The sequence below is a fragment of the Streptomyces sp. CB00316 genome (assembly GCF_001905595.1).
Classification (GTDB): domain Bacteria; phylum Actinomycetota; class Actinomycetes; order Streptomycetales; family Streptomycetaceae; genus Streptomyces.
On sequence record NZ_LIXI01000013.1, the window covers coordinates 1 to 12,614 of the forward strand.

A 12,614-nucleotide genomic window follows, 5' to 3' on the forward strand; every position below is an offset into this window, starting at 1 on the left:
CGCAGTAGTCGCACCTGGGCAGCGGCGCGATCCGCCGCACGGTCCACGACACCCTGCCGAGAAGACGGAGACACCCCGCCATGAGCCTGACTTCCGCCGAGTCCGTCCTGCGCGTCGAGAAAGGCCACGCCGGCCCCGAGGAACTCGCGGCCATCACCGCCGTCCTGATGGCCCGCGCCGCCGCCCAGCCGTCCGCCCCCGCCCACCGCGGCCGCGACACGGCCCGCTGGCGCCGCCTGGAGCGCACGCCGGGCTTCCGCGCACCGCACAGCTGGCAGGGCTGAGAACCTCCCGTAAGGCGTTACGAGAAGGGCCCCGCACTCCTCAAGGAGTGCGGGGCCCTTTCCGTACGGGCGGGGGGTCCTAGCGCAGGCGGGCCATCAGGGCGTGCTCGACCAGGGTGATGAGCGCGCTCTTGGCGTCGGCGCGGTGGCGGGCGTCCGTCGTCAGGATCGGGGTGTCCGGCCCGATCTGGAGCGCTTCGCGTACCTCGTCGGGGGTGTAGGGCTGGTGTCCGTCGAAGCCGTTGAGGGCGATGACGAAGGGCAGGCCGCTGTTCTCGAAGTAGTCGACGGCGGGGAAGCAGTCGGCGAGGCGGCGGGTGTCGACGAGGACGACGGCGCCGATGGCGCCGCGGACCAGGTCGTCCCACATGAACCAGAAGCGGTCCTGGCCCGGCGTACCGAACAGGTACAGGATCAGGTCCTGGTCCAGGGTGATGCGGCCGAAGTCCATGGCCACCGTCGTGGTGGTCTTGTCCCCGGTGTGGGTCAGATCGTCGATGCCCGCGGACGCGGACGTCATCACGGCTTCGGTGCGCAGCGGGTTGATCTCCGAGACGGCACCGACAAACGTGGTCTTACCCACGCCGAAGCCCCCTGCCACCACGATCTTCGCCGAGGTAGTGGAGCGGGCCGCTCCGCCGCTAGAGCTTGCGAAGTCCACTGAGCACCCTTTCGAGCAGTGTCACATCTGGCTGGCCGCCGGCGGCCTCGTCGCCGCCGGGCTGATGGATAGCGACGAGTCCGGCCTCTGCCAGGTCGGCGACGAGGATCCGGGCAACGCCGAGGGGGATCGAGAGAAGGGCCGAAACCTCGGCGACCGACTTGATCTCGATGCAGAGCCGGCAGATCCGCTGGTGCTCGGGCAACTGCCCTTGCAGCCGGGCCGGATCGGCCGTGGTACTGACCAGTGCCTCGATGGCGAGCTGGTAACGCGGCCGGGTCCGGCCGCCGGTCATGGCGTACGGACGGACCAGCGGATTGTGCGCCGCGGGCTTGGCGGGCTCAGGGGCCCGCCGCTGCTGCACCGGCTGGATACGCTGCTGCTGCGGCGCGTCGTACCGCTGCTGGGGCTGCTGCTGCGGCCACGGCGAACCCGGCTGCTGCTGGGGCCACTCGGACCCCTGCGCACCGTGGGCGCCCTGTGGCTGCTGCGGCTGCTGGTATGGCTGATAAGAGTTGCCGGGGCCCTGGCCCCCGGATGCGGCGGGGAAGCCGAAACGGTTGTCACCGTGCTCACCCGGAACCCTCTGTTCACCCTCGTAGGGGTGTCCGCCTGTGGGTGCTGCCACGTTTCCTCCTCCGACTGCCGGTCGCCGATCCCAGTGGGGCCGCGCCACCGCACCTTATGGCGCGGTGGCGAGAAACGCACTGTCTGTCTACTAGTTAAGAAGACTTCCCTGAAGTTCGGCGCGGAGATCCGGGGTCAGAACACTGCCCGCGCGGTCGACCAGAAGTGCCATTTCGTACCCGACCAGACCGATATCGGCATCCGGGTGGGCGAGAACGGCGAGTGACGAACCGTCCGAGATGGACATGATGAAGAGGAATCCCCGCTCCATCTCCACCACGGTCTGGTTCACCGCCCCGCCCTCGAAGATCCGCGAGGCGCCCGCGGTCAGCGACGTCAGACCGGAGGCGACGGCCGACAGCTGGTCGGCGCGGTCGCGCGGGAATCCTTCGGACATGGCCAGCAGGAGTCCGTCGGCGGAGACCACCACCGTGTGCGACACCCCGGGGGTGTTGTCCACGAAGTTGGTGATCAACCAGTTGAGATTCTGCGCCGCCTGGCTCATCGGGCTCACACTAACGCTCCTGGTTGTAGGTGGTACTGGTGTCCGACCCCGCGTCGCGTCCCCGCTGGACACCGCGCCGCAGCTTGCTCAACCTGCCGCGGACGTCCTCGGGGGCGCGGGAGACCTGTGGGCCGCCCTGCTGGGTCTGCTCCGCCGTGCCTTCGACCAGGTTGGCCTTGGGCACGCGCCGGGGGAGGCCGGAGGGGGTGATTCCGCCCGCCTTAGGCTCACGGAGCTTCTCGGCCCGCTCCCAGCGCTCGTCATTCGTCGAGCGCCAGTCGTCGGTGCCGCCCCCGTCCGTCTGCGGGGCCTGCCGTTCTTCCTGCTGCGGCTGCCGCTGCGGAGCCGGAGCGGGCTGGTCGTTGCCACGACTGCTCGGCTGCCAGTGCTGCGCACCCCCGCGGCGAGGCAGACCGGCTTCGGTCAGCTCGTGGCCGACGCTCGGGGTGGACCCCGGACGTTCGAAGCCTACGCGCTCCTGCGACGGTGCGGGAACGCTCGGAACAGATTCCGCTTCAGCCTGCCGAACCGGCTCGAAAGTGTTCTGCGAACCGCTCTGAACAGGCCAGTCGTCCTGGTGGGACTGGCCTGTCGGGGCAGCGTACCGGTCGGCGGCGTACGGGTCCTGCGGGTTCTCCGGAGCGGCATATGCCGGTTCCGCATAGCCCGGCTGAGGCTGCGCCTGAGGCCCGTTCTGCTCCTGCTGCCGCGGGTAGCCGTCCTCGGTGCCGTAACCCTGCTGCTCGTAGGAGCCGGCGTACGGGTCCTGCTGCGGCTGCTGGGCGGGGTCCTGGGCGTACTGGTCCTGGCCGTAGGGCTCCTGCGCGTACTGCTGCTGACCGCTGTACGGGTCCTGCCCGGCGTACTGGTCCTGGGCGTAGCCCTCCTGGGCGTAGCCCTGCTGCTCCTGGGAGCTGTCCGGGAACGAGCCGCCGGGGCCGGTCTGGGCCTCCAGCGCCGCCCGGCGCTCCTCGCGCATCAGCGAACGGTTGACCGGGTCCAGCTGGCCCGGGTCCGCCGGGACCTCGTAGCGCGAGTCGTCGAAGCCGAGCTCCGCCGCCGTACGCATCTGGCCGTGCTGCGGGGCCGGCTCGAAGGCGTCTCGCTGCTCGGGGATGATCGAGGAGACGGTGAAGTCGTCCTGTCCGTGCAGGGATTCGCCGCCGCCACCGTGGGTGATGGCGTCCGGGAGCATGACCAGCGACGTCGTCCCGGCCTGCTCGCCCGAGGGGCGCAGCTGGACCCGGATGCCGTGCCGGTCGGCGAGCCGGCCGACCACGAACAGGCCCATGCGCTGGGAGACCGCGGCGTCCACCGTCGGCGGGTTGGCCAGCTTGTGGTTGATGTCGGCGAAGTCCTCGGCGGTGAGGCCGATGCCCTTGTCGTGGATCTCGACCATCACCCGGCCGTCGGGCAGCCGGGTCGCGGTGACCTTGACCTTGGTCTGCGGCGAGGAGAACGTGGTGGCGTTCTCCAGCAGCTCGGCCAGCAGGTGCACGAGGTCGGTGACGGCCCGGCCGTGGATCTCGGCCTCGGGGACGCCGGACAGCTCGATGCGCTCGTAGGACTCCACCTCGGAGGAGGCGGCCCGCAGGACGTCGACCAGCGGCACCGGCTGGTCCCAGCGGCGGCCGGGCTCCTCGCCGGAGAGGACGAGCAGGTTCTCGCCGTTGCGCCGCATACGGGTGGCCAGGTGGTCCAGCTTGAAGAGGCTCTCCAGCTGGTCCGGGTCCGCCTCGTTGTTCTCCAGGTCGGTGATGAGGGTCAACTGGCCCTCGATGAGCGACTGGTTGCGGCGCGAGAGGTTGGTGAAGATCGCGTTGACGTTGCCCCGCAGCATGGCCTGCTCGGCGGCGAGCCGGACGGCCTCGCGGTGCACCTGGTCGAAGGCGCGGGCGACCTCGCCGATCTCGTCCTGCGTGGTGATCGGGATGGGCTGCACCCGGGTGTCGACCCGTCCCGGGTCGGTGCGGGAGAGCTGGTCGACGAGGGAGGGCAGCCGCTGCTCGGCGATGGAGAAGGCGGCGGTACGCAGCTGGCGCATCGCGCGGCTCATCTGGCGGGCCATGAGCCCGGCCAGGAGGAAGGCGGCCAGGAGCGCGATGACGACGATGAGCCCGTTGACGATGGCGTCGGACTTGGCGTCGGAGGAGATCTTCGCTGCCTCGTTCACCGCCTTGTCGACGAGTTCCTTCTCGACCGTCGCGTACCCCTCGAACTTGGCGGTGGCGGCGGCCATCCAGGTCTCGGGTGTGATGCCCTTCTTCGCCAGGTCCTCGGGCTCCTGGCCCCGGCCGATCTCCTGCACCATGCCGTCGAAGACCGAACCGTCGATGCTCGGCGGCGCCACGAAGGGCTGGCCGGCGGCATCGGCCTGCTCGCGGGCGGCCTTGAGCTGCCTGGCGCCCTCGGCGGCCTTGCCCGCCATGACCTGCTTGAGGCGGTCCACGTCGGCCTGGGTGCCACCGGCGTTGAACTCGGCGAGGGCGATCTGCTCCAGGTAGTTGTACGAGCCGAAGGCCTTGACCTGGTCGTTGTAGACGGCGGGCTTCTTGCTCGGGCGCACCAGCAGGTGCATGCCGATCGAGCGCTGAAGCGATTCTGCAGCCTTGGACAGCTCGATCGCGTAGACGGTACGGCCGTAGCTGGTGACGTTGCCGGTACCGAGGCCGAGCTCGTTGGCGAACTGCATCAGCGAGTGCTGGACCTGTGTGTAGCCCTCTTCGGTCTTCACCGGGTCGAGCGCCTGTGAATAGGCGGCCTTGCGGAGCTCGGGGAGCTTGGGCTCCTCGACCTTGAAGAGCTTCAGGCGGCGCTCCAGACCCGGCTTGGCGGGCATCTCCTTCACCGCGGCGTCGAAGGCCGCACGCGCCTCGTCCGTGGTGGCCCGGGTCTGCTCGACGATGTCGGCCTCCCGGTCGCCGGAGAGCAGCGGCTGGGCGGTCAGGTCGCGCTCGTTGAGCAGCGCCTGCCCGTAGTCCGAGGCCGCGCGGACGACGCGCGCGATCTTCTCGGCCTCCTGGGCCTCGCTCCAGGTGTCGATGGACCCCTTCACCTGGAAGCCGCCCATGATCAGGCCGATGATGACCGGGATCAGGAGGATCGCGTTCAGCCGGGTGGCCACCCGCCAGTTGCGCGGGGCGAACCGGCTGGTGCTGCCACCGGCCGGATCCGGCTCGGGCGCCTGTGCAGGGGGCGCCGCAGCGTGCGACGGCGGGGTGAAGTTGCCCCGCTCGGGCTGCACCGCGGAGCCCTCGTTGCTTCGCCTCACTCGACCAACAACCTCTCGGCGTCGGCACCTACGTTGTGCCGGATTATTCGTTCAGGGCCGTGACTACTCGGGAGTTCGACGAATTGCAGCACGGGTACGGGCCCCCTTCCAAACACTCGGAATCGATCATTCCGAGTGGTCCACGCCTCAGATAAAACGGGCATAAAGAGCGAGCCCCGTCAAAAGGCGGGGCTCATGTGAGCGCAGTGGCACCATGTGGATGCGTCGGGTGGTGGCGCGGGGGCAATTCTCTGTCGAAACGTTATGAAGGCGGGGGCGGATCGTGTCAAACGACACAGGCCGCCCCCGCGTGACTACAACAACTTCCGTATGGCAAAAACGACTTACGCCCGCTTGGCGGGACTACTTCAAACGTGCCATCAGCGCGTGCTCGACCAGGGTGATCAGGCCGCTCTTGGCATCCGCACGGTGCCGTGCGTCCGTCGTGATGATGGGTGCGTCCGGCCCGATCTGGAGCGCTTCGCGTACCTCGTCGGGGGTGTAGGGCTGGTGTCCGTCGAAGCCGTTGAGGGCGATGACGAAGGGCAGGCCGCTGTTCTCGAAGTAGTCGACGGCGGGGAAGCAGTCGGCGAGGCGGCGGGTGTCGACGAGGACGACGGCGCCGATGGCGCCGCGGACCAGGTCGTCCCACATGAACCAGAAGCGGTCCTGGCCCGGCGTACCGAACAGGTACAGGATCAGGTCCTGGTCGAGCGTGATGCGGCCGAAGTCCATGGCCACCGTCGTGGTGGTCTTGTCCCCGGTGTGGGTCAGGTCGTCGATGCCCGCGGACGCGGACGTCATCACGGCCTCGGTGCGCAGCGGGTTGATCTCCGAGACGGCACCGACGAACGTGGTCTTACCCACGCCGAAACCGCCCGCCACCACGATCTTCGCGGAGGTAGTGGCGCGGGCCGTACCGCCGCTAGAGCTTGCGAAGTCCACTGAGCACCCTTTCGAGCAGTGTCACATCCGGCGCGCCGCCGGCCTCTCCATTGCCCGGCTGGTGGATGGCCACCATGCCGGCTTCCGCCAGGTCCGCCACAAGGATGCGGGCGACGCCGAGAGGCATCGACAGCAGCGCGGAGACCTCGGCCACCGACTTGACCTCGCGGCAGAGGTGGCAGATCCGCTGGTGTTCGGGGAGCAGCGTCCCCAGATGCGCCGGGTCCGCGGTGGTGCTGACCAGTGCCTCTATCGCGAGCTGGTAACGCGGCCGGGTCCGGCCGCCGGTCATGGCGTAAGGACGAACCAGCGGCTGGTCGCCTCCCTCGTCGTACGACGCGTGGTGCAGTGCGCCGTACGGATCGGGTGAGGCGGGTGGCGGGGTCATGAATCCTCCGGGCGTGACAGCAGGTTCTCGGCTTGCCGTCTGCAAGGGGCCGGTGAGGGGACTAAGGCGGCCTGGCGGGTGAGGGTTGTGGGCATTACCTGAGGGGATCGTGTCGTGAATCCGCAGCACGGCCGCCTAATGGAGCAGACTGCCCTGGAGCTCGGCGCGGAGGTCGGGCGTGAGGACGGTGCCCGCACGGTCGACCAGGAGGGCCATCTCGTAACCGACCAGACCGATGTCGGCGTCCGGGTGGGCGAGAACGGCGAGTGAGGACCCGTCGGAGATGGACATGAGGAAGAGGAATCCTCGCTCCATCTCCACAACGGTCTGGCTGACGGCGCCGCCCTCGAAGATCCGCGAGGCGCCCGCCGTCAGCGACGTCAGCCCGGAGGCCACGGCCGCCAGCTGATCGGCGCGGTCGCGCGGGAAACCTTCGGACATCGCCAGCAGCAGGCCATCCGCGGAGACCACCACCGTGTGGGACACCCCTGGGGTGTTGTCCACGAAGTTGGTGATCAGCCAGTTCAGATTCTGCGCGGCCTGACTCATGGGGCTCAACTAACGCTCCTGCTGGTGAGTGGGGCCGAGATGGATACTGCCGGTCGACGGGCCGTTGTTGGCCTGCCGTCCCTGCTGGATGCCCCGGCGGAGATTGGTCAGACGACCGCGTACGTCATCGGGCGCACGCGAAACCTGAGGTCCGGACTGGTGATTCTGCTGCTGAGCGGTCCCCGGAACCAAATTGGCGCGGGGAACACGGCGGGGCAGCCCGGAAGTGGTGACCCCGCCGGCGGCCGGCTTCTTGACCCGCTCGGCCTGTCGTACGAGTTCGTCGTTGGGCGAGGCGCGCCACGAGCTGGTGACCGGAGCCTCGGCCGCACCACGCCGGGGCATGGGCGGAACGGGCACACCGGTCGGCTCCGGAGCGGCCGGTGCCTGCGGCTCGGCGCCCTGCTGGCCGCCCTGGCCAGGACCGTGGAACCAGTTGGTCTCCAGGGTGTCGTACAGCGGCGTACGGCCGTCCCCGGGACCGGCCGGCGGCAGGGCCTCCGGCTGCTGGGGGAGCGCCGGACGGTACGGTGCCTCGCCCGCCGGGGACGCCGACGGACGCGGGGCGCCGAAGCCGTTGCCCTCCGGGCCGCGCTGACGCGGCGCGGGCAGCTGCTGGCCATGGTTCTGCTGGTGCGGCGCGTTGAAGTCCGGCCGCGCGAACTGCGCGGTGGACGCCGGGTCCTGGGCCTGCTGGCCGTAGCCCTGGCCGTGAGGCGCGTCGAAGTCCGGCCGGGCGAACTGGGAGGTCGCGCCCGGGTCCTGGTGGCTGTCGGCCGGCCGCTGGTTCAGCGGGGCGTTGAACGCCTGGTCCTGGCCGGGGCCCGTCGGCCGTGCGAACTGCCCGGTCGCGTCGTGCTCCTCGTGGCCGCGCGGGGCGTCGGCGCCCCAGCCCGCCGCCTGAGGACCCTGCTGCGGGTTGCCGCCGGGCAGCTCGGCCCGGGGACCGCCGGTCGGCGGCAGCTGACGGCCGGGGCCGCCGGGCTGCTGGAAGCCGCCCTGGCCGGAGGTGTGCTGCTCATGCCGGGCCTGCTGGGGCTGCGGCGCCCCCGGGGCCTGCTGCTGACCGGGCTGGCCCGGGCCCTGCTGGTTCTGCGGGGCGAACGCGTTCGAGCGGCCGTTCTGGCCGGGGGAGGCCGGAGCGCCGTGACCGAACAGGTTGGGCTGGCCCTGCTCCGTACGGCTGGGAGCATCGCCCTGACCGCGCGCGCCGGGCCGGGCGCCGTTGCCGAAGGCTCCGGAGAGGCCGCCACCGCCTTGGCGCTGCGGCTCCTGGCCCGGGAAGGGCTGGTTCGGGTTGCCGGGGTTCTGCGGGCCGTTGCCCTGGGGCCCGTTGTTCTGCTGGCCCTGCGGGCGGCCGGGACCGTTGTCCCGTGCGGGGAGGGCGGCGCGCGGACCGGAGCCCGCACCGACCTGGCCGCGCTGGCCGCCGGGTCCTGAGCCGAGGCTCTTGGCGCCCGGTCCGCCAGGACCGCCGCCGAGCCCCGGACGCTGGCCGTTACCCGCGCCGTTGCCGTTGCCGCCCGCGAGCAGGCCGCCGGGGGCGCCGCCGGTCTGCTGGCCGGAGCCCTGCTTGGACGGGGGCTGCTTGCCGCCGTGGGCGACATCGACGGGCAGCATGACCAGGGCGGTCGTGCCACCGGAGTCGGAGGGGCGCAGCTGGATACGGATGCCGTGACGCAGCGACAGCCGGCCGACCACGAACAGACCCATGCGGCGGGAGACCGAGACGTCCACGGTGGGCGGCTGCGCGAGCCGCTCGTTGATCGCGGCGAGGTCCTCGGGGGAGAGGCCGATACCGGTGTCGTGGATCTCGACGAGCACGCGGCCGTCGGGCAGGGCGTGACCGGTGACGCGGACCTTCGTCTGCGGCGAGGAGAACGACGTGGCGTTCTCCAGCAGCTCGGCGAGGAGGTGCACGAGGTCGTTGACGACCCGGCCCGCGACCTCGGTCGCGGGCACCGCGGAGAGCTCGATGCGCTCGTACTGCTCCACCTCGGAGGCGGCGGCACGGAGCACGTCGACCAGCGGGACGGGTCGGGTCCACCGGCGTCCCGGCTCCTCACCCGCGAGGACGAGGAGGTTCTCGCCGTTACGGCGCATACGGGTCGCGAGGTGGTCGAGCTTGAAGAGGGAGGAGAGCTGGTCCGGGTCGGCCTCGCGCGACTCCAGCTCGGAGATGAGCGAGAGCTGGCGCTGGATGAGGCCCTGCGAACGCCGCGAGAGGTTGGTGAACATCGCGTTGACGTTGCCTCGCAGGAGGGCCTGCTCGGCGGCGAGGCGGACGGCCTCGCGGTGCACGTCGTCGAAGGCCGCGGCCACCTGGCCGATCTCGTCCCGGGAGTGCACACCGACCGACTCGACGGAGGTGTCGACGTCCTGCGGGTCGGTCTCGGAGAGCTGCTTGACGAGCTCGGGCAGGCGGTCCTGGGCGACGCGGGTGGCGGTGTCCTGGAGGCGCCGCAGCGAGCGGATCATGGACCGGGCCACCACGAAGGCGCCGACCAGCGAGACACCGAGGACGAGGAGGATGACCGCACCGTTGATGATGGCCTCGCGCTGGGAGGCCTCGCGCAGCTCGCGCGCCTTGGCCTCCATGTCGCTGAGGAGGGTGGTCTCGATCGTCTTCATCGCGTCGATCTTGGTGGACGACTGGTCGTACCAGTCCATGTACGAGCGCACCTTCGCCCCGTCGATCCCGTTCGGGGTGTCGAGGATGTGCTTGGCGTACATGTTCGCCGCGTTGATCTCGGGGTTGTTGCCGTTGTCCAGCGGAGCCATCAGGTCCACCGCGCTCTCGCCGGTCGACCCGTAGATCGACTTGAACGAGCTGATCGCGCGGGTTTCCTTGTCGAGGGCGTTGGAGCCGAACTGCTTGTCGTTCTCGTTGAGGTGCGGTTCCTTGACCGAGCCGCCGGGCAGCGCCGCCGCGATGACCGCGCGCTGGATCGACGCGTACTCCTTGGCGGAGGAGAACGCCGCCAGAGCACGGGTCCGCTTGATCATGTCCGGGTTGCTGGTCGCCTGGGCCATGTCCTGGGACAGGCTGAGCAGCGAGGTGATCAGCTGGCTGTACTGGTCGATCGTGTTGAGGGACGGCGCCCCGTCCTCGTACGCCGACTTGCGGATCGACCGGATGTCACCGAGCTGCGAGGCGATCTGGGCGACGCTCGCGTGGATGCTCTCCAGCGCGTCGTCGTTCTCGAAGTCGCCGATCTCGTTGGTCGCGTCCAGGAACGCGTCCTTGGCCCGGTCGGTCTTCTCCCGGGGCTGGGAGACCTTGTAGTCGGTCGCCTTGGAGCCGTTGGAGAGCGGACCGGCGGACTGGTCGCGCTCCACCTGGAGGGCCTGCGCGAGCGAGGTCGCCTGCTTGGTCATCTGGGTCAGCAGCTGCATGTGCTCCAGCTGCTGCATGTCGGTCATGGACTCGTTGATCCTCAGACCGCCCAGGCTGGTCGCTGCGACCACGGGGAGGGCGAGGAGGGAGACCAGTCGCGTACTGATGCGCCAGTTACGGAGCGCTATTCGCGACCCCGTGTCGACCGGGCCGCGGGAGGCGGGAGGCGTGCTCGGCTCGGCTCCACTGCTCGTCGTGGAGCCCGAGCGCTGCGCACGGTCGCTGTTGTCGCCGGCAGCGGCCGGCCCGGGGTTCTGGGCGTGCTGGGGCGAGGAACCGCGGTCGGTCCCGCCGCGCGGCTCCTGTTCCGCCGGAGCGCTGCCATCCCTCTTGAAACGTCCCTGCACTAGCGTCGCAACCTCTGGACCAGGCGTTCCGTCCGGATAAGGACAGAACGGTGTCGGCGTCGTGGGGCGCTGGACGCGCCCCATGGTGGTCGTTGGGTGACCGGCGTACTTCCCCCTCCCGCCGCCGCTCGGCGCTGCGTTGCGCCCCGGTGCGCCGGTCTGAAACCCGCGGCGGTGCGTGGAATTCCAGCACAGTGCAGGATCTCCAACAAGGGCCATGTACCGGGCTGTGACCTGAGTGACACGTTGTGATGAACGCGTAACAAGCAGTGCAGAGTGTTCGTGGGTAAAACGGACTATCGGGGATGAGTCGCTTAGGGGTGGGGGGTGTCCCAGTCGAGATGATCAGGAGCGGAATGATCGATTCAGAGAGGTAATGTCCGTTTTCGGGACCCTGGCCTCCTGTCCGCAATGGGTTAATTGTCGATTACTTCGTGAGCAAACTCACATGATGATCGTCGCCCCATCCCGGCTCCGGCGGGGAATCGGATGTTTAGCCTGACGCTTTACAGGGATGGCGAATCCGACAAGCAGGCGCCGCCGAGGCGACGCCCCTACCGACAGGGTCCTGACGGCAGATGAAGACGACGACGATCCGCAACATTGCCAACCCCCGGCGCACCACGCTGGCGCACCTCAAGGACGCCGAAGCGCTGCAGACGCCCTTCCTGCCGGACCACGCCGCCGAACTGCCCACCGTCACGGCCAACCCGCGCCGCACCATCCTCATGGAAGCGCCGGTCGCCGCCGCCCGGTAGCGGCCCTGTAACGGGCGAGGCTGTGCCCCCTCACCGCGTTAGCCTGGAGCGTCAGTCTTCAGCCAGCCAGCAAGTGAGGGGCGACAGCATCCCGTGCGCATCGCCAGGTTCTCCATCGACGGCAACGTCGCCTTCGGCGCCGTCGAGGGACAGGGCACCGTGGAATCCGGTGACCTCGTCCTCGACATCATCAAGGGCATCCCGTACGCCGACTTCGAGCTCTCGGGCACCAAGGTCCCGCTGAACAAGGTCCGGCTGCTGCCCCCCGTGCTTCCCAACAAGGTCGTGGCCATCGGCCGCAATTACGCGGAGCACGCCGCCGAGCTCGGCCACGAGGTCCCCGACGCGCCGATCACCTTCTTCAAGCCCACCACCTCGGTGATCGGCTCCGGCGACGCGATCGAGTACCCCTCCTTCTCCGACGACCTCCACCACGAGGCCGAGCTGGCCGTGGTCATCGGCCGCATGTGCCGCGAGGTCCCCCGCGAGCGCGTCAAGGACGTCGTTCTCGGCTACACCTGCGCCAACGACGTCACCGCCCGCGACGTGCAGCAGCGCGAGAAGCAGTGGGCCCGTGCCAAGGGCTTCGACACCTCCTGCCCGCTGGGCCCCTGGGTGGAGACCGACCTGGACCCCCACGACCTCACCATCCAGGCGACGGTCAACGGCGAGCAGCGGCAGCTCGGCCGCACGAGCGACATGGTCCGCTCCATCGAGGACCTGATCGTCCACATCACGGAGGCCATGACCCTCCTCCCGGGCGACGTCATCCTCACGGGCACCCCCGCAGGGGTCGGTCCCCTGCACGTCGGCGACGAGGTCGCCGTCACCATCGAAGGCATCGGCACTCTCACCAACAAGGTGATCAAGCGTGGTTAACGC

11 protein-coding genes are annotated in these 12,614 nt (G+C 69.8%); 3 read left to right on the forward strand and 8 right to left on the reverse strand.

The features are described 5' to 3' along the window. The first annotated feature begins 80 nt into the window (after positions 1-80). Complete coding sequence (locus tag AMK21_RS29720; RefSeq protein WP_073878894.1) at positions 81-284, forward strand: acyl-CoA carboxylase subunit epsilon; 204 nt, start codon at positions 81-83, stop codon at positions 282-284. Positions 285-363: 79 nt separating this feature from the next. Here the strand turns inward: AMK21_RS29720 and AMK21_RS29725 are convergent, their stop codons facing one another. The 8 genes from AMK21_RS29725 to AMK21_RS29760 form a co-directional block, all read right to left on the reverse strand. After that, positions 364-945, reverse strand: a complete 582-nt coding sequence (locus AMK21_RS29725) for a GTP-binding protein (protein WP_014048542.1) — start codon at positions 943-945, stop codon at positions 364-366. Then, positions 926-1,573 (reverse strand): DUF742 domain-containing protein, encoded by a 648-nt coding sequence (locus AMK21_RS29730; RefSeq protein WP_073882274.1) that lies wholly within the window; start codon positions 1,571-1,573, stop codon positions 926-928. The genes AMK21_RS29725 and AMK21_RS29730 overlap by 20 nt, the downstream gene beginning before the upstream one ends. Before the next feature lie 90 nt (positions 1,574-1,663). Continuing rightward, on the reverse strand, positions 1,664-2,077 hold the full coding sequence (locus AMK21_RS29735) for a roadblock/LC7 domain-containing protein (RefSeq protein ID WP_073882396.1): 414 nt from the start codon (positions 2,075-2,077) through the stop codon (positions 1,664-1,666). Positions 2,078-2,087: 10 nt separating this feature from the next. Further along, positions 2,088-5,348 (reverse strand): nitrate- and nitrite sensing domain-containing protein, encoded by a 3,261-nt coding sequence (locus AMK21_RS29740; protein WP_073882275.1) that lies wholly within the window; start codon positions 5,346-5,348, stop codon positions 2,088-2,090. A 363-nt stretch (positions 5,349-5,711) separates the two neighbouring features. Continuing rightward, the gene (locus AMK21_RS29745; RefSeq protein WP_015611636.1) at positions 5,712-6,293 is read right to left on the reverse strand and encodes a GTP-binding protein; all 582 of its coding nucleotides are present in this window, start codon (positions 6,291-6,293) and stop codon (positions 5,712-5,714) included. Then, entirely contained in the window at positions 6,274-6,681 is a 408-nt protein-coding gene (locus AMK21_RS29750; protein ID WP_015611637.1) for a DUF742 domain-containing protein, read from the reverse strand. The genes AMK21_RS29745 and AMK21_RS29750 overlap by 20 nt, the downstream gene beginning before the upstream one ends. A gap of 135 nt (positions 6,682-6,816) precedes the next feature. Further along, positions 6,817-7,230, reverse strand: a complete 414-nt coding sequence (locus tag AMK21_RS29755; protein ID WP_006127850.1) for a roadblock/LC7 domain-containing protein — start codon at positions 7,228-7,230, stop codon at positions 6,817-6,819. 9 nt (positions 7,231-7,239) lie between these two features. Next, positions 7,240-10,974 carry a nitrate- and nitrite sensing domain-containing protein gene (locus tag AMK21_RS29760; RefSeq protein ID WP_073882276.1) on the reverse strand — a complete coding sequence of 1,245 codons (3,735 nt, stop codon included), beginning with the start codon at positions 10,972-10,974 and terminating at the stop codon, positions 7,240-7,242. A gap of 578 nt (positions 10,975-11,552) precedes the next feature. Here AMK21_RS29760 and AMK21_RS29765 point away from each other — a divergent pair. Continuing rightward, positions 11,553-11,732 carry a hypothetical protein gene (locus AMK21_RS29765; protein ID WP_073882277.1) on the forward strand — a complete coding sequence of 60 codons (180 nt, stop codon included), beginning with the start codon at positions 11,553-11,555 and terminating at the stop codon, positions 11,730-11,732. 93 nt (positions 11,733-11,825) lie between these two features. Continuing rightward, entirely contained in the window at positions 11,826-12,611 is a 786-nt protein-coding gene (locus AMK21_RS29770) for a fumarylacetoacetate hydrolase family protein (protein ID WP_073882278.1), read from the forward strand. Positions 12,612-12,614: the final 3 nt, after the last annotated feature.